The 20,942-nt window shown below is 73.8% G+C and carries 16 protein-coding genes; 9 read left to right on the forward strand and 7 right to left on the reverse strand.

Going from position 1 to position 20,942, the window contains the following annotated elements; translation table 11 throughout:
• Positions 1-8: 8 nt before the first annotated feature.
• The 3 genes from ACLQ2R_RS21440 to ACLQ2R_RS21450 all read right to left on the reverse strand — a co-directional run bounded on the left by ACLQ2R_RS21440 (position 9) and on the right by ACLQ2R_RS21450 (position 3,043).
• Complete coding sequence (locus ACLQ2R_RS21440) at positions 9-1,133, reverse strand: glycosyltransferase family 4 protein (protein ID WP_425961945.1); 1,125 nt, start codon at positions 1,131-1,133, stop codon at positions 9-11.
• 90 nt (positions 1,134-1,223) lie between these two features.
• Complete coding sequence (locus ACLQ2R_RS21445) at positions 1,224-2,207, reverse strand: lysylphosphatidylglycerol synthase domain-containing protein (protein WP_425961946.1); 984 nt, start codon at positions 2,205-2,207, stop codon at positions 1,224-1,226.
• On the reverse strand, positions 2,204-3,043 hold the full coding sequence (locus ACLQ2R_RS21450; RefSeq protein ID WP_425961948.1) for a class I SAM-dependent methyltransferase: 840 nt from the start codon (positions 3,041-3,043) through the stop codon (positions 2,204-2,206). The genes ACLQ2R_RS21445 and ACLQ2R_RS21450 overlap by 4 nt, the downstream gene beginning before the upstream one ends.
• Positions 3,044-3,160: 117 nt before the next feature.
• Between ACLQ2R_RS21450 and ACLQ2R_RS21455 the strand changes: the two genes are divergently transcribed.
• On the forward strand, positions 3,161-4,225 hold the full coding sequence (locus ACLQ2R_RS21455; RefSeq protein WP_425961949.1) for a lysylphosphatidylglycerol synthase domain-containing protein: 1,065 nt from the start codon (positions 3,161-3,163) through the stop codon (positions 4,223-4,225).
• Here the strand turns inward: ACLQ2R_RS21455 and ACLQ2R_RS21460 are convergent.
• The 3 genes from ACLQ2R_RS21460 to ACLQ2R_RS21470 all read right to left on the reverse strand — a co-directional run bounded on the left by ACLQ2R_RS21460 (position 4,198) and on the right by ACLQ2R_RS21470 (position 8,689).
• On the reverse strand, positions 4,198-5,283 hold the full coding sequence (locus tag ACLQ2R_RS21460) for a glycosyltransferase family 4 protein (RefSeq protein WP_425961951.1): 1,086 nt from the start codon (positions 5,281-5,283) through the stop codon (positions 4,198-4,200). The genes ACLQ2R_RS21455 and ACLQ2R_RS21460 overlap by 28 nt on opposite strands.
• Positions 5,284-6,177 carry a glycosyltransferase family 2 protein gene (locus ACLQ2R_RS21465; protein ID WP_425961953.1) on the reverse strand — a complete coding sequence of 298 codons (894 nt, stop codon included), beginning with the start codon at positions 6,175-6,177 and terminating at the stop codon, positions 5,284-5,286. It abuts the gene before it with no gap.
• A gap of 289 nt (positions 6,178-6,466) precedes the next feature.
• Complete coding sequence (locus ACLQ2R_RS21470; RefSeq protein ID WP_425961955.1) at positions 6,467-8,689, reverse strand: hypothetical protein; 2,223 nt, start codon at positions 8,687-8,689, stop codon at positions 6,467-6,469.
• A gap of 226 nt (positions 8,690-8,915) precedes the next feature.
• Here ACLQ2R_RS21470 and ACLQ2R_RS21475 point away from each other — a divergent pair, with 226 nt between their 5' ends.
• The 8 genes from ACLQ2R_RS21475 to ACLQ2R_RS21510 all read left to right on the forward strand — a co-directional run bounded on the left by ACLQ2R_RS21475 (position 8,916) and on the right by ACLQ2R_RS21510 (position 20,027).
• Positions 8,916-10,349, forward strand: coding sequence for a phospholipid carrier-dependent glycosyltransferase (locus tag ACLQ2R_RS21475; protein WP_425961957.1), 1,434 nt, complete (start codon positions 8,916-8,918; stop codon positions 10,347-10,349).
• Positions 10,350-10,505: 156 nt separating this feature from the next.
• Positions 10,506-12,122: an LCP family protein gene (locus ACLQ2R_RS21480; protein WP_425961959.1), complete on the forward strand. Its 1,617-nt coding sequence runs from the start codon at positions 10,506-10,508 to the stop codon at positions 12,120-12,122.
• A gap of 105 nt (positions 12,123-12,227) precedes the next feature.
• Positions 12,228-13,367 carry a sensor histidine kinase gene (locus ACLQ2R_RS21485; protein WP_425961961.1) on the forward strand — a complete coding sequence of 380 codons (1,140 nt, stop codon included), beginning with the start codon at positions 12,228-12,230 and terminating at the stop codon, positions 13,365-13,367.
• Positions 13,364-14,017: a response regulator gene (locus ACLQ2R_RS21490; RefSeq protein WP_425961962.1), complete on the forward strand. Its 654-nt coding sequence runs from the start codon at positions 13,364-13,366 to the stop codon at positions 14,015-14,017. The genes ACLQ2R_RS21485 and ACLQ2R_RS21490 overlap by 4 nt, the downstream gene beginning before the upstream one ends.
• Before the next feature lie 252 nt (positions 14,018-14,269).
• Positions 14,270-15,256, forward strand: coding sequence for an NAD(P)-dependent alcohol dehydrogenase (locus tag ACLQ2R_RS21495; RefSeq protein ID WP_425961964.1), 987 nt, complete (start codon positions 14,270-14,272; stop codon positions 15,254-15,256).
• A 451-nt stretch (positions 15,257-15,707) separates the two neighbouring features.
• Positions 15,708-18,137, forward strand: a complete 2,430-nt coding sequence (locus ACLQ2R_RS21500) for an acyltransferase family protein (RefSeq protein ID WP_425961966.1) — start codon at positions 15,708-15,710, stop codon at positions 18,135-18,137.
• 49 nt (positions 18,138-18,186) lie between these two features.
• Positions 18,187-19,305: a glycosyltransferase gene (locus ACLQ2R_RS21505; protein WP_425961968.1), complete on the forward strand. Its 1,119-nt coding sequence runs from the start codon at positions 18,187-18,189 to the stop codon at positions 19,303-19,305.
• The gene (locus ACLQ2R_RS21510) at positions 19,290-20,027 is read left to right on the forward strand and encodes an acetoacetate decarboxylase family protein (protein WP_425961970.1); all 738 of its coding nucleotides are present in this window, start codon (positions 19,290-19,292) and stop codon (positions 20,025-20,027) included. The genes ACLQ2R_RS21505 and ACLQ2R_RS21510 overlap by 16 nt, the downstream gene beginning before the upstream one ends.
• Before the next feature lie 36 nt (positions 20,028-20,063).
• Here ACLQ2R_RS21510 and ACLQ2R_RS21515 read toward each other — a convergent pair whose 3' ends face one another.
• Positions 20,064-20,933: a sugar kinase gene (locus ACLQ2R_RS21515; RefSeq protein WP_425961972.1), complete on the reverse strand. Its 870-nt coding sequence runs from the start codon at positions 20,931-20,933 to the stop codon at positions 20,064-20,066.
• Positions 20,934-20,942: the final 9 nt, after the last annotated feature.

A 20,942-nucleotide genomic window follows, 5' to 3' on the forward strand; every position in this document is an offset into this window, starting at 1 on the left:
AGGTTAACTCACTGCTCGGCCGCGCGCTGGTAGGAGAGCATATGCGCCTCCGCCGACGCCTCCCAGGTGAACTCCTTGGCGCGGGAGATCCCGGCCACGGACAGCGCCTTCCTGCGCTCGGACGAGGAGAGCAGCGTACGCAGCGCGTCCGCGATGCTCTCGGCGTCCGGCTCGGTGTAGGCGACCGCGTCGCCGCCCACCTCGGGCAGCGAGGTGCGGTGTGTGGTCAGCACGGGCGCGCCGCAGGCCATGGCCTCCAGCACCGGCAGGCCGAAGCCCTCGCCCCGCGAGGGGAACGCCGCGACCGACGCCCCGCCGAGGAAGCCGCACAGGTCGGCGAAGGAGAGGAAACCGGGGCGCAGCACCCGCACGGTCGAGGGGACCTCCTCCACCGCGGCGTCCACCGCGGCGTCACGGACGCCCCCGGCGAGCACCAGGGCGGGCGGGTCGGAAAGATCCTGGACGGCGCGGACGAAGCCCCGGATCAGGTTCGGCACGTTCTTGCGGGGCTCCAGCGGGCCGAGGAAGGCCACGTACGGGGTGCCGTGCAGGCCCAGCCGGTCGGAGGCGTGCCGGATCTCGCGCTCGGACGGCGGGTGGAACAGCGCCGGGTCGACGCCGTGGTAGGCGACGTCGATGCGGGTCGGGTCGGCCGACAGCAGCCGGATCAGCTCGTCCCTGGTCGCCTTGGAGGGCACGATCACGCGGGTCGCGTGCCGCACCGCGGTGCGGGTCGCCGCCCGGAAGAACGCCGCCTTGACCGCGTCGTGCTGCAGGGGCTCGGTGAAGGCGGTCAGGTCGTGCACGGTGGCCACGGTGGGCAGGCCCGGGCTCAGCGGGATCGAGTAGAAGGGGGCGTGGATGACCTCGGCCCCGACCTGACGGGCCAGGAACGGCAGGCCCGTCTGCTCCCACGTCAGGCGCGCGGCCCGGTTGGTGATCGCGTGAGGCCCCGGCACGACCCGTGCGGAGGGCGCCAGAGCGGCGTAGCGGGCCGCGTCGGCACGCTGGCAGACGACCGCGAGATCGGCGCCCGCCCTGTCCAGCGCGGCGACGAGCCCGTCGACGTACCGGATCAGCGCACCGCGATCGGCCGGGACGGCGGCCGCGTCGACGAGCACTCTGGGCGACACGAAGGATCGCTCCCCTCAAGATCCGCGCGGGACGATCGTCCCCCTGCCTTGTTTACTCTATTGCCCGGAGCTCCGAAAACGTGGGGGAAATCACACGGCTTTTCCCGAAGCGTGGTCCTCACGGGACCCCTCGGCGCGGCGTGCCGCCAGACCGGCCAGGCCGGCGCAGAGAAGATCCCCGGCGATGATCACGATCCTGGAGCAGAGCGCCACCGCGATGGCCGGCCCCCGGTCCAGGACCGGCGCCAGGACGGCCACCATGGCGACCTCCCGCACGCCCGCGCCGGCCGGGACGACGAACGTCATGATGCCCAGGCACCAGGAGAGCGCGAACGCCCCGACGCAGAACGCGGCCGTCGACAGGGCGGAGAACCCCGGGGAGGCGCGCGGGCCGAGGTCGGAGACGATCGCCGCCAGGTGCAGGCCGTAGGCGGTCCAGCCGGCCAGGGCCCAGCCCAGCGCGGTGAGCACGCCCCGGCGGGTGAGCGGGCGCTCCAGCGGCTCGCGCCCCAGCCTGCGCAGCCCGAACCCCAGGACGGCGTTGACCACCCGGGGCCGGAACGCCACCGCCAGCACCGGGACCAGCAGGAACGCCCACGCGTACGGCGCGACCGAGCCCGGCAGGGTCGCCGAGAGCGTCACCCCGGAGACCAGCAGCCCGCTGCCGAGCTGCACCGGCAGGGTCAGGAAGAACGCGGCGGCGCTGCGCGAGCGCGGCACGCCCAGCTCCCGGCCCATCTCCATCTGGGCGATCACCGGCCAGAGCGAGCCGGGGATGTACTTGCCGAGCTGGCCGACGAAGAAGACCCGCGCCCCGGCGCGCAGCGGCAGCGGCGAGCCCAGGTCGGCCAGCAGCGCCCGCCACGTCATCATCCCGCCGCACAGCGCGGCGACCACCGCGACCAGGGAGAGCGCCACCGACGTCCAGGACAGCCGGGCGAACCCGTCGCGGATCTCGTCCCACTGCCTCACCACCACCCAGGCGCCGAACCCGAGCGCGAGGGCCAGGAAGGCGAACCGGGCCAGCCGCTTCACCGCGGACGCGCGGGAGGCGGGCACGGCCGGAGGGGTCACAGCGGGCGCACCGGCTCCGGCGGCCGGGGCAGGGAACGCCCGGCCGGGCGGCGTTCCCCCCGGGTCGCCACCCACAGGTAGGTGGGCACCACCGGCAGCAGCGCCCGCAGCACCGGCCGGGGCAGCCGCGACAGCACGGCACCCGCCGCACGCCCCACCACGCCGGGGAAGAGCTCGCTCCCGGCGAAGGCCGCCGGGGTGACGAGCACGGGGAAGGTGTAGTCCCACACCCGCAGGCCGCGCACCATCCGGCGCAGGCCGCGCCGGGTGCGGTAGCGCTCGTAGTAGCTGTCGGCCCGGCCGGAGAGCCGCACGTAGCGGTCGGCCAGGGCGGGCGGCAGGTAGGACAGGAACGGCAGCTTGTAGTGCGGCTCCATCACCCCGAGCCGGTTGCCCAGCCCGAGGTACAGGACGCCGTCGCCGGAGAGCACCCGGCGCATCTCCGCCATGATCGCGTCCGGGTCGACCACGTGCTCGTAGATGTGGTTGAAGACCAGCACGTCGATCGAGCCGTCGGGGAAGGGCAGCGCGGTGCCGTCGGCGCAGACGAACTCGACCCGCTCGCCGAACCGCTGGGCCGCCCTGCGCAGCCCCGGCACGTCGATGTCGACGCCGAACGTCCTGCGGGCGCCCGCCGAGGCCAGCTCGTCGGCGATGAAGCCGGCCGAGCAGCCGATGTCGGCGACCGTCAGGCCGGCCAGGACGTCGCTCTCGCGGCCGAGGAAGTGACCGAGCACCGCGACGATCTTCGCGGCCTTCCTGCGGCGCTTCTCCTCGTCCAGCATCGCCGCCTGGAACTCGGAGTACTCAAGCTGCGCGACCCGCTCGGCGCTCATGACGACCTCACCGCTTCCGTTCTCCCTTCACGGCGGCGCCGGGGCGCCACGCCGCCCAAGAGTACCGGTGACCGGCGGCCCTACCGCCGGGTAAGGGCGTCGTCGTACCCTGGGCGGATGCTCAGCCGACTGCGGTCAAGCCGCCTGCTCCGCGTGCTGCTCGCGCTGGTCGCGGTGGGTTTCCTCGGGTACGGGCTGGCCGGGAACCGCGACGAGACGGCCGCGGCGGTGGCGCAGTTGTCGGTGTGGACGCTGGTGGGGTCCTACCTGTCGGTGATGACCGGGATCGCCGTGATGGTGCTGGCCTGGCGGACCGTGCTGGCCGGCATGGGCTCGCCGCTGCCGCTCGGCGCCGCCGCCCGGGTGTTCTTCGTCGGCCAGCTCGGCAAGTACGTGCCCGGCAGCGTCTGGGCGTACGCCGCGATGATCGAGCTCGGCCGCGACCACCGCGTCCCGCCCCGGCGGATGTTCGGCTCGATCTCGCTGGCGCTGCTGGTCTCCCTGGGCTGCGCCCTGCTGGTGGCGGCGGTGACCCTGCGCGACACCCTGACCCAGGCGTGGTACCTGATGGCGCTGATCCCCGTCATCGCCGTCTGCCTGCACCCCAGGGTGCTCACGTTCGGGCTCGACCTGGCCCTGCGCGTCGCCCGCCAGGAGCCGCTCGGCCAGACCCGGCTGCTCGGCGGCAGGGCCGTGCTCGCCGCGGTCGCCCTGACGATCACGGGCTGGCTGGCCTACGGCCCGCACCTGCTGCTCCCCCTGGCCGACCTCGGCGCCCTGGGAGACGCCGGTTCGCTGTACGCGGTGGCGACCGGCGCCTACGCGCTGGCCTGGGCGACGGGCATCGTCACGGTCATCGTCCCCGCCGGGATCGGCGTCCGCGAGGGGGCGATGGTGCTCGCCCTGGCACCGGTGCTGGACTCCCCGAAGGCCCTGGTGGCGGCGGTGGTGTCCCGGGTGATGTTCACCCTGGCGGACGTGAGCTGGGCCGGGATCGGCTTCCTGTGGGGACGCCTCTCCCACCCCCGCGGCCGCGCCGAGTCCCACCCCGACGCCGGGACCGAGGCCGACACCGACACCGGGCCCCGGACCGAGGCCGGGACCGACGCCGAGCCCCGCGCGGAAGCCCCCGCCGGGACGCGTGCCGAGGCCGCTCAGCGCGACAGCAGCGCCTCCGCGTAGGTCGTCCAGTACGGCCCGGGATCGACCGGTTCGACCCCGGAGCGCAGCCGCTCGGGCTCGCCCGGCCGGTAGAACGCGGCCAGCACGGCGCGCAGGTCCTCCACCGAGCCGGGCTCGGCCAGCAGCCCGTCCACCCCGTCGGTGACGTGCTCGCCGAGCGTCCCCGCCCGGGTGGCGATCACCGGCACCCCGTGCTCGTGGCCCATCCAGACCTGCTGGCTGGCCGTCCCGCTCCGGTAGGGCAGCACCAGCGCGTCCACGTCCGCGAACAGCCCGGGCACGTCCGCCGCGGCCACGTACCCGGGTCGCAGCTCCACCCGGTCCGTCAGCCCCAGTTCGGCGACCAGCGCCCTGGTCCGCTCCTCCAGACCTCCCCAGAACTCCCCCGCCACCCGCAGCGACACGCCCCCGGGCAGCGCGCGGATCAGCACGTCCAGTCCCTTGTACGGCCGCACCAGGCCGAAGAAGAGCAGCCTGCGGTGGACGCCCCCGGCCACGGCCGCGACGCGTCCCGCTCCCCCGGTCCCCCGCGTGGGCAGGTGCGGCGCCATCTCGGCCACCCGCACGGAGCGGGCGCCGAGCTCCCGGGCCCTGGCCGCCTGCCCCTCGGAGTGGACCAGCACCCCGTCCACCCGGCGCAGCAGCGCCCGCATCAGCGGCCTGTCGTACGGCTTGGGCTCGTGCGGCAGCACGTTGTGGCAGAGCGCCACCACCCGGGTCCGGCGGCGCAGCCCGGCGAGGACACCCAGGTAGGGCGGGACCTGCACCGGGCTGAGGACGGCCAGGACGACCAGGTCGGCGTCGCGCAGGCGCCTCCCGGCGCGGACCCAGCCGTCCGGGCGGCGCCAGTCGAGCTCGCGCCGCACGTTCCCGAACGGCTCGCCGTCGGGCGTCTCGGCGGTCTGCTTCCCCGGGTACAGGAAGGAGGGGTACTGGGCCCGCCACGACTCGATCACCACGTCGTGCCCGGCGGCGGCCAGCCGGTGGGCGAGCTCGGTGGTGTGCGCGGCGCCGCCGCCCTTGTAGGGGTACGTCGGCCCGACCAGGCGGACGCGCACCTACTCGCTCCGCGAGCGCACGATGAGGTCGGCCAGCAGCGCCAGCGAGCCGATGAGCAGGCCGGAGATGAAGATCAGGGTGGTGTTGCTGGCCAGGTAGAAGGGCGTCCTGATGTTGTCGTAGATCCCCTTGGCCACCCCGAGGCCGATCAGCCACAGCGCGGGCGGCATGAGCACCTTGAGCGGGTTGAAGTACATGACCATCCGCAGTACCTGCAGGATGTAGCGGTAGGCGTCGGAGACGAAGCTGAACTTCGACTTGCCCGCCCGCTTGCTGTAGCCGATCGGCAGGTAGTAGACGTCGTGCTGGTTCGACAGGAACGACAGCGTGATCGTCGTGACGCAGGAGAACCCGGGCGGCAGCAGCCGCAGGTAGGGCCTGGCCACCGCCTTGCGGAACGCCCGCAGCCCGCTGTTGAGGTCGGGGATCTTCTGCCCGGCCAGCCGCTCGGCGACCTTGCGGATGAACCACTTGGCGGGCACCCGCAGGAGCTTGTGGGAGCCCTCCTCGCTGGTCCGCGCGCCCACCACCTGGTCGATCGCCGGGTCCTTCTCCAGGATCTGGACGAGCTCGGGGATGCGCTCGTTCGGGTAGGTCATGTCGGCGTCGGTCCACACGACGATCTCGCCGCGCGCCTCCTGCGTGCCGATCCTGCGCACCGTGCCCGAGCCGCCGTTGCGGTGGAAGGCCCTGATGCGCATGTTCGGGAACCGGGGCGCGGCCTCCTTCAGCCTGGCCAGGGTCTGGTCGGTGGAGAAGTCGTCGACGGCCACCAGCTCGTAGGTGTACCCGCTGTGGTCCATCGCCTCGCAGATCCGCTCGACCTCGGCGATGACGTGGTCCTGCTCGTTGTAACACGGCAGGACGATGGTCACGTACGGCGTTGCGTCCACGGCTGATCCACTCTCGGGCTCTCGGGCATACTCTCGACGGGCGAGGATACTCTGCCCAGCCGGGAACCGAGCGCACTACGCCCTTCCGGCACGGCTCGGCGCCTCGGCCGAAAAGCCGCCCGAGGCCGGTCTCCACGGCATCCGGGGCCCGGAAATCACCGGCGGGCGACGTTCCTCACGCGCCCGGGACCGCCGGACGTGGAGACCGGGAACGCCGGGCCGGGCGTTCATCACCCGACCGCGCGGGACCGCCATGCCGTGACGTCGGCGTGCGCGACCGCCCGAGGGCTCACCCGGCCGCGCCGGGGACCGTCATCCAGACGTCGGCCGACAGGGACCAGGTGGCGTTCGGCGGGTCGACCAGGGAGCGCTCGTCCTGGCGGACGCGGAGGTTCATGATCTGGACCGGGAGCCCGTACGCGGAGAGCTGGTCGGCCTTGGCCGCGAGCAGCACCGGGACGCGCCCGGCGGCGCGGACGCGGGCGGCGAGCCGGTCGACGTCGGCTCGGGCGGGCACGTCCGAGCGGGGCGCCAGCACGATCCGCGCGGTGGGGACGTCGCAGGTGCCCCGGACGACCTGGGTGAAGCGGTCGGAGGTGACGCGCTCGGCGACGAGCACCGAGGCGCGCGCGGGCAGGGCCGCGCACAGCGCCTCGACCGCGGCGCGCTCGCCGCGCTCGACCGGGGTGAAGGCCGTCCCCGCGGAGGTGAAGGCGGGAAAGGCCAGCAGCAGGACCGCACCGCCCACCGTGATCCCGCGCCGCGCGGCCGGGCCGTACCCGGACCGGCCGGCCCGGTCGCGCAGCCGGCGCAGGCCCCAGACGGCGAGCAGGATCAGACCCGGGACGATCACGGGGACCAGCCTGCGGGCGGCCCAGGGGTGGTCGGGGGTGATGGCCGGCCGGTAGAGGGTGCCGACCGTCGTCCACAGGACGACGGCCAGCGGCAGCGCCCACCCGGCGGCCGTCCCCCGGAACACCCCGCGGGCGAGCAACGCCGCGGCGAGCACGGCCAGCAGCGCCGCCGGGATGCCGATGTACCAGGCCACCCAGTGCGCCGAGTTCTCGTAGTAGAGCCGGTACGCCTCGGTCGGCAGGCCGTTGGCCCGCTGGACCCCGGCGATGAAGAGGGAGGTCGTCCGGTCCTCGGGCGTGGTGGGCACGCGGGTCACGGTCTCCAGCCACGGCCGTACGGCGAAGGCCACTGCGACCAGCACGACCAGACCGGAGGCGGCCTCGGGCAGCCACCGGACCCGCGCGACCCGCCGCACCGGGCCCTTGAGACGCGGGGCGAGCACCGCCGCCACCGCGATGAGGAGCACGACCGCGCCGCAGACGGCCAGCAGCGGGACCAGCGACCCCGACAGGTAGTCCAGGTAGGGCCGCGACAGCAGGTGGGCGGCGGCGAAGCCGAGCCCGGCCCCCGCCACCAGCCCGCCGAGCAGCGGCACCCCCTGCCGTCCCCTCTCCCGGTCACCGGCCCGGCCGAGGGCGATCAGCAGCCCGGCGTAGGCGAGCACCGGGAGCACGTCGCGCAGCCCGTCGATCCTGACCATGACCGCCAGCCCGGTCACCAGCCCGGCCAGCCCCGTCAGCCCTGCCGGTCCTGTCAGCCCCGCCGATCTCGGCGACCCCGGCGGCCGTGTCCGGGCCGCCCGCCCGGCGTCCCGGCCGGCCCCGGAGCCGGAACGGGAAGCCGCCTCCGAGGCGGGCCCGGCACCGGCGCGGGGCCCGGCGCCCGCGCGGGTCCCGGTGCCGGCGCGGGTCCCGGTGCCGGCGTCGTGCAGCAGGGTCAGGCCCCCGAAGAGCAGGATCAGGGACGGGATCTCGCTGAAGGTGGTCCGCGACGTGTAGAGGATCGGCAGGCAGACGGCGAAGAGCAGCGCGGCGAGCCAGGCCCAGCGGGGTCCGATCAGCCGGGCGGCCAGGCCCGCGACGACGAGCACGGCCGCCGCCCCCAGCACGGGCGGCACCAGCAGCAGCCCGGCGATGTCGCCCGCCCAGGCGCCCACCGCGTGGAGCATCGGCGCCCCCGGCATGAACTGGGGCACGACCGCCCCGCCGAAGTCGTAGAAGCCCACGCTGCCGAAGCGGAGGGCCGGATCGGCGCCGCCGAAGGCCTGCTCCTGGAAGGGAACCGGCAGCGAGCCGTGCCCGGCCAGCCAGAGGGCGTACTGCGCGTAGGTGCCGGGGTCGCGGCGGACGATGAGCTGTTCGCCGTGCAGCAGGCCGTTGAGGATCCCCGAGCCCACGGCGACCGCGACCACCCCGGCGACCTGCCGGGCGGTCGTCCCGCCGATCTCCGGCACGCGGCGCAGGCCGTACCGGCAGAGCAGCGCGACGGCCACCAGGCCGAGCGGGACCGCGAGGAGCGGCCGGAACGCGCCGAGCAGCAGCAGCGGCAGACCGGCCAGCAGCCAGCCCGCCACCGCCAGGGGCGGCACGACCGAGAGCACGGCCAGCACCCTGCCCGCCGAGGGCCTGCGCGCGCGGTCCAGCGATCCGGTGGTCATGATGCGACCAGATCGTAGTGCCGACCCGGGACGACGGCGGGCGCGCCGTGCCCGGGCGCGGGCCGCGAGGTCGCCGGGGAGCCGGTAGCGTACGCGCAGCGCGCGAGGAGGGGGACGAGTGGTCGGGTGGGCGCGGCTGCGTCGGCGGTTCCTGGGCGGTCGCGACCTGCCGGGCGGGCACGTTCCCCCCGGAGGTCAAGGCCTTCCCGGGGGACGCGGTTCCCTCGTGGTCCGCGGGCTGCGGGAGCATCGCTGGTTCCTGGGACTGCTGGGCGCGGGAGCCCTGCTGCGGCTGGTGACCGTGCTCGGGTACCGGCCCGCGCTCTGGTTCCCCGACTCCTACACCTACGTCGTCACCGCCATGAGGCCCCGGCCCGACCTGGTACGACCGGCCGGGTACGCGATGTTCCTCAGGGCGCTCCAGCCGTTCCACGACTTCGCGCTGGTCGCGGTCGCCCAGCACCTGATCGGCCTGCTCGTCGGCGTGCTGGTCTACCTCACCGCGCGGCGGCTGCGGGTGCCCGGCAGGGCCGCGGCCCTGGCCTCGGCCCCCTCCCTGCTGGACGCCTACCAGATCGAGCTGGAACACCTGCTGGTCTCCGACACCCTCTTCACCGTCCTGGTCGTCGCGGCGACCTGCCTGGCCGTACGCGGCCTGCTCCCCGGTGCTCCCGGGGGCCCGGACTCCCGGGATCGCGGGAACCGGCTCGGGTGGCGTACCGCGGCCGGGATCGGGGTGCTGCTCGCGGCGGCGACGCTGACCAGGACGGTCGGGCTGCCGCTGGTGGCGCTCTTCGCCGCCTGGCTGATCTTCCGTGAGCGCGGCCGGGTGCGCGCGGCGGGGATCATGCTGGTCGCCGCGGCGGTGCCGATCCTCGGCTACGGCGCCTGGTTCCACGCGACGACCCAGCGGATCGGCATCGTGGGCGCGAACGGCGTCTTCCTGTACGCCAAGACGATGACCTTCGCCGACTGCGGGGTGATGCGGCCGCCGCCGGACCTCGCGGTGCTCTGCGACCCGCGCCCGGCCGCCCTGCGTCCTCCCGCGCAGGAGTACGTCTGGGCGCAGGACGCCCCGCTGGTGAGGCTGCCCGGCATCACGTTCAGCAGGGAGAACGACGCGCTGGCCGGGCGGTTCGCCTCGCTGGCGATCCGGAGCCAGCCGCTGGACTACCTGGGCTCGGTCGCCTCGGAGCTGGCCCGGTCGTTCACCGTGGACCGTCCGGTCTACCCCGACCGGGAGGTCTACGACTACTACCTCTTCCCGGCGACGCCGCCCGCGCCGCCGGGGCGCTACCCGGCGACGGTCGGCGCCCAGGCCGCGGAGCGCTACCAGCGGGGTCCGATCTCCACCCGGATCGTCGAACCGTACGCGGGCTGGATGCGTACCTACCAGGGGGTCGCCGGGCTGCCGGGCGCGGCCGTGCTGGTGATCCTGCTGCTGCCGCCCGCGGCGGCGTGCGTCCGGCGGTTCCGGCCGGCCTCACCGGCGTGGGCGCTGCCCTGGTCGGTGGCGGCGGTGCTGCTGGTGATGCCTCCGGCCGTGGCGGAGTTCGACTACCGCTACGTGCTGCCGGCGGTGCCCGCGGCGTGCCTGGCAGCGGCTCTGATCACACGTAAACCTAATTTCAGTAACATTCCACTAAATGTCCGTATTTGAGTATGCTGGCGGCCGGATCACACGGCGGTCTCAGGGGGCGGGTCTTGGCCAAGTTCGCATCATCACGGTTCCCGGTGCGCACCCCATGATCTACTCTTTGGGCGCGATGATCGAGCCGCACCATCACCGGAAGACGCCGCCGAGCGGGAGGACCGCATGAGCGACCACCGGCAGGCCACCGTCAGAGACCGCCGGGCCGAGACGACCTCCCCCGGCCGCAGGGGGGTACGGCGGGCGGAAGTGCAGGCACCTACCGCTCCGGCCCCGCCCGCGGATCCGCCGCCTCCCGGGAGGTCCGCGGCCAAGGGCAGGGGCCGCGGGCCGCGGCGCCTCGGCATCGGCGCCTGGGCGAGCATCGCGGCGACCGGGCTGCTGGTGCTCGGCACCCTGGGCGGCTACAAGGTCTACCGGGACACGCTGGGCGAGTTCGAGACGGTCGACCTCTCCGGCAAGCTCGGCAACAACCGGCCCGCGCCCGTCAAGGGCGCGCTCAACGTGCTGATCGTGGGCTCCGACACCCGCGAGGGCGACAACCTCAAGTACGGCCAGGAGATGGCCGACGCGGGCAAGCGCACCGACACGATCATCCTCATGCACATCTCCCCCGACCGCGACAAGGCGACCTTCGTCAGCTTCCCCCGCGACTCGATGGTCGACATGCCCGCCTGCACCTCCGAGACGGGCGCGCCCGTCGCGGCCAGGACCGAGATGATCAACGCCGCCTACAACGAGGGCGGCATCACCTGCACGATCACCACGCTCGAATCGCTCACCGACATCCACATCGACCACTTCGTCGAGGTCGACTTCACCGGCTTCAAGAACATCGTGAACGCCCTCGGCGGCGTCCGCGTCTGCCTGACCAAGCCGGTCGACGACAAGAAGTCCAAGCTCACCCTGCCCGCCGGCTGGCACCTGCTGGCGGGTGAGAAGGCCCTGGGCTACGTCCGGCTGCGCAACTACGGCGACGGCAGCGACATCGGCCGCATCAAGCGCCAGCAGGTCTTCCTCAGCCAGGTGGTGAAGAAGGCCACCAGCAAGGAGCTGCTGACCGACCCCGGCAAGATGCTGGCCTTCATCAACACCGCCGCCAAGTCCGTCCGGATGGACGAGGAACTGGCCAAGGACACCGGCACCCTGCTCCAGATCGGGCAGAGCGCCCAGAAGCTGACCGCGAGCGGCGTGAAGCTGATCACCGTCCCGTGGGGACCCCACCCCGACGACCCGAACCGGGTCGCCTGGGTGCAGCCGTACGCGAACCAGCTCTTCGCCGCGATCAAGAACGACACCGAGGTCACCCCGCCGCCCGACCCCAAGGCCAAGCCCTCGGTCAAGCGCGAGCAGGTCAGGCTCCAGGTGTTCAACGGCACCGACACGCCGGGCCGGGCCAAGCAGGTCGCCGACGAGCTGGCGGACCAGGGCTTCGTGGTCACCCACGTCGGCAACGCCCGCCCGGCGTCCGGCAACGTGTCCACCACCACGGTCCGCTACGCCAAGAAGGAGGCCGCCGACGGCGCCTCCTACGGTGACGCCGTCGCCGCCAGGCTCTCGGGCGACAAGCGCGCCCCGGTCCCGGGCAAGGTCAAGCCCCTCACCACGGAGAAGTACGTGCCGATGGTGGCGCCCCCGCCCACCGCCGACGGCAAGGCCCCCGACGGGCCGGTCATCCAGCTGGTCATCGGCGCCGACTGGCCGGGCGTCCGCGCCCTCCCCAAGATCCCCGACGCCCTCACCGACAAGGTCGTGGACAGCAAGACCAACCCCTGCAGCTGACCCTCTCCGGCGAGGGCCGCGGTCCCCGTCCCCGGACCGGACCGGACCGGGGCGGGGCGGCCTCGGGGCTCGTGGCTCGTGGCTCGTGGCTCGTACGATGATGGTGTGCTCGCCGTCCTTCGTTCCCTCTGGGACGAACCCCGCCCCCCGGACGCCCCGCGGCGCGTGTGGCGGGACTGGGTGCTCGCAGGGGTGATCGTCCCCGTCGCGGTCCTCGAAGGGGTGCTGCGGCCGGACCTTCCGTGGCGGGCCGTCTCGGTGGGCATCGCCGTCGGGCTGGTGCCCACGGTGTTGTGGCGCCGCAGCAGGCCGCTGCTGATGGTCGTGATCTGCTTCACCGTCACGGGCCTGCCCTCCGTCCTGACGGGCGAGCCCCTGTCGGAGATGTACACGATGGCCTACCAGCTGATCCTCCCGTACGCGCTGTTCCGGTGGGGGTCGGGACGCGAGGCCGCGACCGGGCTCGTGATCATGGTCGTCGCGGCCTCCCTCACCACGGCCGGCGGCCACGGCACCGGCGCCGACACGATCGGCGCGTTCGCCGTGCTGTCCACGACCGTCACCCTGGGCGGGGCGCTGCGCTACCGGGCCAGGGCCAGGGCGCGCGAGCTCGACCAGGCCAAACTGCTCGAACGCGCACAACTCGCCCGCGACCTGCACGACACCGTCGCCCACCACGTCTCGGCGATGGCGATACGCGCCCAGGCGGGCCTGGCCACGGCGGATTCACGACCGGAGGCCGCGACCGATGCCCTCCGCGTGATCGAGGCCGAGGCGGGACGCGCCCTCGCCGAGATGCAGGCCATGGTCCGCGTCCTGCGCACGGACCGCCCGATGGACCTGACACCCGGCCGGCGCATCGCCGACATCGAGCACCTCGCCGGCCACACCCCCTCCGGCCCGCGCGTCGACGTACGGATCTCGGGCGACCTCGACGGCCTGCCGCCGTCGGTGGAGGCCGCGATCTACCGCCTCGCGCAGGAGTCCGTCACCAACGCCAGGCGTCACGCGCGGCACGCCACCCGCGTCGAGGTCCGCGTCACCGCCGACGACGCGTCGGTGCGCCTGCGCGTGAACGACGACGGCGACGGCGGCCTCGTCCGCCCGGCCGCGTCGCCGGGGTACGGGCTGATCGGCATGATCGAGCGCGCCCACCTGCTCCGCGGCATCTGCGTGGCCGGCCCGGACCCCGGCCGGGGCTGGACCGTGACCGCCGTGCTGCCCAGGACCGGAGCCGCGACGTGAGCGTCCGGGTGCTCGTCGCCGACGACCAGGAGATCGTCCGTACCGGGCTCACGATGATCCTCAACGCCCAGCCGGACATCGAGGTCGTCGGCGAGGCCGGAGACGGGCGGCGGGCCGTCGAGCTCGCGCGCCGGCTGCGCCCCGACGTGTGCCTGTTCGACATCCGCATGCCCGGCCTCGACGGCATCGAGGCCACCCGTCTCCTCGCCGGGCCCGACGTCGCCGACCCCCTCGCCGTCGTCGTCATCACCACCTTCGACCTGGACGAGTACGTCTACGCCGCGCTCAGGGCCGGCGCCCGGGGTTTCCTGCTCAAGAACGCCGGTACGGTCCTGCTCTCCCAGGCCGTCCACGCCGCGGCCGACGGCGACGCCCTCATCGCCCCGAGCGTGACCGCGCGCCTGCTCGGCGCCTTCACCCGCACCGCGGGCCCGGCCCCGGTACGGCCGGTCGAGGCGCTCACCGGCCGGGAGGAGCAGATCCTCGCCGCCGTGGCGCGCGGGCGGACCAACAACGAGATCGCCGTCGAGCTGTACATCTCCCTCAGCACCGTCAAGACCCACATCGCCAGCCTGATGGCCAAGCTCGGCGCCCGCAATCGCGTCGAGATCGCGATCTGGGCCTACGAGACCGGCCGCGTCAGGAGCTGAACCGGCCCACCGCACGTGTCAGGGGCCGATCGTCCGTCGATCAGGCGTACTTTCGGCCGATGGGCCTTCCACGCGAGGCTCCTACGCTGATCCCGCACGGCTCGGGACGTACTCGTCACCGTCTCCGCGACCGTCACCACCGGCCCCCGCCGACGCGGGCCGCGACCTCGGCCCCGCCGACGCGCGGGTGTGACGGCCCCCGCGACCGGCGCCCTGCCCCGCACCCGCGCCCACCATGAATGAGGAGTGCTCATGAAGGCGTTCGTCCTGCGCTCGTACGGCTCACCCGACGTCCTGGAACTCACCGAGATCGACACGCCCGTGCCCGCCGACGACGAGGTGCTCGTCCGGGTGCGCGCCACCTCCGTGCAGCCCTACGACTGGCACCTCATGAGAGGGGAGCCGTACATCGCGCGCCTGATGGGCAACGGGCTCGGGCTGCGCACGCCGAAGTTCGGCGTCCTGGGTGCCGACCTCGCGGGACAGGTCGAGGCGGTGGGGCGGAACGTCACCGCGTTCCGTCCCGGCGACGAGGTCTTCGGCATGCCCAAGCGGGGCGGCTTCGCCGAGTACGCGTGCGTCCGGGAGGGGGAACTGGCGCCGAAACCGAAGAACCTGTCGTTCGAGCAGGCGGCGGCGGTGCCGCTGGCGGCCCTCACCGCCCTGCTGGGCCTGCGGGACGCCGGACGGGTCCGGCCGGGACAGCGGGTTCTCGTCAACGGGGCCTCGGGGGGCGTGGGCACGTTCGCCGTACAGCTCGCCAAGGCGTTCGGCGCGGAGGTCACCGCCGTCTGCGGTACGCGGAACGTCGAACTGGTCCGGTCGCTCGGCGCGGACGAGGTCGTCGACTACACCGCGGAGGACTTCACCCGGAACGGGCGGCGCCACGACCTGGTGCTGGACATCGCGGGAAGCCGTCCGGGGTCGGCGTACCGGCGCGTGCTGACCCGCACGGGAACCTGCGCCGTCGTCGGCGGGCCGGGCGGGCGGTGGCTGCAGCCCGTCGGTCACGTCCTCTCCGCACTCGCGGTCTCGGCGTTCGTGCCGCAGAGAACGGTCCTGGTGGACGTGGTCCGATCCACGGAGAACAAGCGGAACCTGCTGACGCTGACCGAGCTCGTCGAGGACGGGAGGCTCACCCCGGTCATCGACCGCCGCTACCCGTTCGAGGAGATCCCGGCGGCCGTCGGGTACCAGGAGAGGGGACACGCCTCGGGAAAGGTCGTCGTCACGGTCTGACGGCGCGCCGGGAAGCCGTCGACCCGGCAGGGGGCCGGAGAACCGGCGGCCGGCCGGGGTCTCGGAAGGCGGGCGGCCCGGCAGGGGCCCGGAGAACCGGCGGCCGGCCGGGGTCTCGGAAGGCCGGCGGCCCGGCAGGGGCCCGGAGAACCGGGAGCCTGATGGGGTGTCGGAAGGCCGACGGCCCGGCAGGGTCTTGGAGAACCGGGAGCCTGATGGGGGGCTCGGAGATCCGGTGGTCTGACGGTGTTCGCGGGAATCGGTTGTGGACGGTCACGATTACCCGGGAACCGCCGGAATCGAAGCGCGTTTGCGACACGGGGCGCACGGCCGGTTTAGGGTGGTCGTGGCGACACGGTGACCCCCCGCGCATCCCGGGCCGCTCCGGGCGCCCCATCGATCCGCCCGACCAACTCCCCCGGTCTCCGAGAGATAGCTGAGCCCTCCCCCCGTGAGCGACATCCGATCCTTCCAGGTGCCGGCCCCGCAGGACGACGGCGACTCCGGCGCCGGTCCCGGCCTGCCCACCGGTGGGCATGGCCGGAGGTCCGTCCCGGAGCCCGACGCGGCCCGGACCCCGCCCATGGGATTCGGGACGTCCCGGCCCCCGTGGGCGGAGCCCGGTGAGCCCCACCTCCCCGGCCAGGAAGGGCAGAAGCCCGGCGCCCACAGCACCCCCGGATCCCACGGCACCCACGGTGCTCCCGGCACCCCCGGATCCCACGGCACCCACGGCACCCACGGCACCCACGGTCCTCACGACGCCTCCGCCGGATCCCACGGCACCCCCGGTCCTCCCGGCACCCCCGGATCCCACGGCACCCCCGGCGCTCCCGGCTCCCACGGCGTCCCCGGCTCCCACGGGTCCCGTCGGCCCTCGTGGCCGGAGCCGCCCGGCCAGGGCGCGACCACCTTCGGCCGGTCGTCCCGGCACGGCGGCCCGGGCGGCGACCCTCTCGCCGGGCGCGACGCCACCCGCCCCGGCACCCACGACGACGTGCGCGACGTGCCCGACATGAGCCCCGGCGAGGTCACCGAGTGGGGGGCCTATCCGGTGTACCGGGACACCCACTCCGTCGAGCCGTACGACTCCCGCGACCCGCTCGACCTCTCCAGGCCGCTGGAGCCCGAACCGGTGCCCCAGTCCTCCTGGGGTCGTGACGACCCCGCCTGGTCCCAGGAGAGCTCGTTCTGGGCACGCGACGACCAGTCGTGGGGGCAGGAGAGCCTCGGCTGGGGCCAGGAAGGCCCCGCCTCACCCACCGCCGCCTCACACGGTCCCGACCCGCACCGCAGCCCCGCCTCACCCACCCCCGACCCGTACGCCGACCCGCGCACCCCGGCCTCACCCAGCGCCGACCCGTACGCCCCCGCCCCGCGCACCCCGGCCTCGCACGGCTCCGACCCGTACGCCGCCCCCCGGGTTCCCGCCCCCCGGCCGGACCGGGGAGCACCCCCCGCTCCCCCGCCGCCCGCCCACCAGCCGCAGACGGGTGCGCACCCGTACGCCGTGCCCGGGGCCGCGCCGCAGGGCCCACCGTCCCCGCAGAACACGTCCCCGCAGGGCGCGTCCCCGCAGATCGCCCCGCCCCCCCGGCGGCCCGCGGCTCCCGGGGAGCGTCCCTTCTCCTACTGGGAGAACTCCGCGGGCCAGGGCGAGCCCTCGTTCTGGAGCCAGGGTCCCGCGGCCGAGCAGGAGCGGCGGGCCGAGCGCGAGCGCGAGCAGGTCACCGAGGAGGAGCCCGCCCCTCCGGCCAGGAAGAAGCGCGAGCCCTACCTCGACAACGTGAAGTTCGTCCTGATCGCCCTGGTCGTGACGGGCCACTCCCTGGTGCCCACCCTGAAGGCGCACTCGGCGGAGGCCGCGTACCTGTTCATCTACATGTTCCACATGCCCGCGTTCGTGCTGATCAGCGGCTACCTGGGACGCAACTTCTGGAACTCCAACGCGAAGATCAACAAACTGGTCGACACCCTGCTGATCCCGTACGTGGTGGTGGAGATCGGTTACGCGCTGCTGCGCTTCTCGCTCGGCCAGAAGTGGACGCTCACGATCATCGACCCGGCGTGGCTGAACTGGTACCTGCTCGCCCTGGTCCTCTGGCGGATCTCCACGCCCATCTGGACGCGGATGCGGCAGCCGCTGCTGGTCGCCGTGGTCATCTACATGGCCGCGGGCTTCTCGGAGATCTCCGGGGACTTCAGCATCGACCGCTTCTTCGGCCTGCTGCCGTTCTACGTCCTCGGCCTGCTGCTCAAGCCCGAGCACTTCGACCTGCTCAAGCCCCTGTGGGTCAGGATCACCTCGGCGGTCGTCCTGGTCGCCGCCGCCGGGGTGGCGATCGTCGCCGCGCCCCGTGTGCCGCTCGACCCGGTCTACTTCCGCTACAGCTTCAAGGCCATGGACATGTCCTGGTGGCTGGGGTTCGGGGTGCGCGCCGCCGTGCTGGTCGCGGCGCTGGTCATGACGTTCGCGGTGCTCGCGCTGGTGCCCAGGCGCGAGACCTGGTTCTCCGACCTCGGCACCCGCACCCTGTACGCCTACCTGCTGCACGGCGTCGTCGTGGTGATCGCCAAGGACCAGGGCTGGCTGAGCTTCCCCTGGCTGTACGGCCCGCTGGGCGTGGCGGCGATCGCGTCGAGCTCGCTGGCCCTGGCCATCGTGCTCTGCCTGCCCGAGACCCGCAGGCTCTTCAAGTGGATGCTCGAACCCCGCCTGGTCTGGCTCTACCGCAGGCCGTCCCCGGCGCCCGCCCGGGCGCCCGCCGAGACCGCCGGGACCACCGGGCCTGCCGGGCCGGAAAGGCCCGCCGGGAGCACGGGCCCGGACAGGCCGACCGGCCCCGGCGGACAGGAGAGTTCGGCGGCGGTTCCCCGGTAGTTAACCCAACCCCTCCGGTGCGGACGGAACAACCACCCACCATCGGCGTATGCGGGTATGTGTCGCCACGATCGTTCGTCACCCGGAAGACGCCCGGATCATGCACCGGCAGATCCGGGCGCTTCTGGACGCCGGCCACGAGATCACCTATGTCGCCCCCTTCACCGACTGCAACGTCACCCCGGACCCGGCGATCCGCGCGATCGACGTGCCGCGGGCGATCGGCAACCACCGCGGGCGCTCGCTCAAGGCCGCCCGGGGCGCGCTCAGGCGCGGCCTGGAGGGCGCCGACCTGCTGATCGTGCACGACGTGGAGCTGCTGTTCCGGCTGCCCGGACGCCGTCCCGTCACGGTCTGGGACGTGCGCGCCGCCGCGACGGGGGACGGCGACGGCGCGGCCTGGCACCCGCGCCGGGTCCTGTCCGCGCTGGTACGCCGCGCCGAGGCCCGTGCCGATCGCGACCTGCGCCTCGTCCTGTCCGAGGAGTCCCTGCGGGAGCGGTTCGACCGCTCCCACCCGGTGGTGCCCGACGCCGCCTACGTGCCGGCCGGCCCGCCCGTGCCGCCCGGCCGGAGCCGGGTGGTCCACATCGGCCACCTGTCCGAGCGCGGCGGCGTGAACGAGCTGGTCGCCACGGCCCGCGGGCTGCTCACGCACGGGATCAGGCTCGACCTGATCGGCTCGGCCGACGCCCGGGTCAGGCCGCTGCTGCGGGACGCTCAGCGGCAGGGCCTGCTCGACTGGTACGGCCACGTGCCCAACCGGCATGCGCTACGGATGGCCGAGGGCGCGATCGCCGGCCTCTCGCTCCCGCGTGACACGCCGGGCCGCCCCCCGCTGCCGTCCAAGGTCGTCGACTACATGTCGCGCGGGATCCCGGTGATCACCACTCCCCTGCCCGCCACCTCCGCGCTGGTCGGGCGTACCGGATGCGGGGTCGTGGTCCCCTTCGGGGACGCCGGGGCCGCGGTGGCCGCGGTGCTGGCCCTGCGGGACGACCCGGCGGGGACCACGGAAATGGGGGTACGCGGTCACGCCGAGGCACTGGCGCACCACAACTGGCCGGACCGAGCCGGTCAATACATAGGAATGCTGGAGGAATGGGCAGGAAAAACAGTGACGTCGAGGCTGGAGATTGGTGTACTGGAGGCATGGCACGTCATCTGATCCAGGGGCGCGAGATCGCCATGCCGGTGCGCATCCGCGACGTCTCGGTCTGCGCCGCCTCCTACCTGGTCCGGGCGGACGCCGCGCGAGCCGTGATCGCCTACTCGCGCCTGGAGATCGCCGAGGTGCTGCCGCGCAAGGCGCTGTGCACGCTGATGTTCGCCGACTACGTCGACGGTGACCTCGACCCGTACCACGAGTTCGGCATCGCCTTCCTGGTACGGCCCCCCGGGGCCGATCACGCTCCCGGCGGCGGCCTGCGCGCCGGCCTGTCCGAGCTCCGCACGGCGGGCGCGGGGGCGTTCATCCACTGGCTCCCGGTCGACCAGGGCTTCACCATGGAGGCGGGCCGCTCGATCTGGGGCTTCCCCAAGGAGCTCGCCGACATCGACCTGCGCCTGTCCACCCCCTACAAGCGGTGCATCCTGCGCAAGGACGGGCGCATGGTGCTGGACCTGCTGATCAAACCCGGCGTCCCGATCCCGGGCCCCGGGATGATGACCGCCCTGGACGCCTACAGCCACCTGGACGGCGTCACCCGGCGCGTCCCGTGGTCGATGTCCCCCCGGGGCGTGCGGGCCCGTCCGGGCGGCGCGCTGATCCGGCTGGGCAACCACGCGATCGCCAAGGAGCTGAGCGAGCTCGGCCTGCCCAGGCGCGCCCTGATGACGACCACGGTCTCCCACCTGTCGATGACCTTCGACGAGGCCAAGGAACCCTGACCGCCCGCCGGCGGGACGAGCCCCCGGCGGGCGAGGTCAGGTGTCGAGTTCCAGCAGGGGAAGTTCGGTCCTGGTGGGAAGGCCCTGCCAGTCGCTGGGGCCCGACGAGGCGAAGGCCCCGAGCAGGAAGCCCCGGCGCAGCCGGTCGGCGGGGTGGAGCCCCTCCAGCAGCGCGCTGAGGTACCCGGCCACGAAGGCGTCCCCCGACCCGTTGCGGTCGACCACGGGCGTGGACAGGCCCGGCGCGTCGTGGCGGACACCGTCCACCCGGACGCTCGCGCCCCGGCTGCCGCGGATCACGATGACCTCGCGGTCGCCCGAGAGGGCGGGCTTGACCAGGTCGAGCTCGCTCTGCCGGACGAAGAGCACGTCGGCCGAGCAGGCCAGCACACTGAGGATCTCCTCGGCCTCGCGCAGGTCCGGCCAGAGCTGGTCGTGGTAGTCGACCGACACCGAGACGGCGACCCCGGCGGTCCGCGCCGCCCGTATCGCGGCGTTCATGGCGTCGCGGGCGCTCAGCGCGGCGGTGATCCCGCTGACGTGCAGGACGCGGGAGGCCGCGATGCGGTCGATCGGCACATTGCCCTGGGCGAGCCTGACGGCGGTGCGGTAGTAGCTGACCCACGGGGGCTGGCCGAGCCTGGACTCCCGCAGCAGCAGGCCGGTCGCCGCCGCCTCGTCCACCCGGGCGTCGGAGACGTCCACGCCCTCGCCGCGCAGCGCCATGAGGATCCGCGCCCCCAGCTCGTCGTCGCCGACCTTGCCCAGCCAGCCGACCTGGTGCCCGAGCCGGGACAACCCGACCGCGACGGTGAACTCCGCGCCGGTGACGTCGAGCCTGGCCTCGTGCTCGTGGCGGATCCGGCCGCTGGTGACGACGCCGAAGGCCTCACCCAGGGTGTACACGTCCACGGT

It is taken from the genome of Streptosporangium sp. DT93 (genome assembly GCF_049844535.1).
GTDB lineage: Bacteria > Actinomycetota > Actinomycetes > Streptosporangiales > Streptosporangiaceae > Streptosporangium.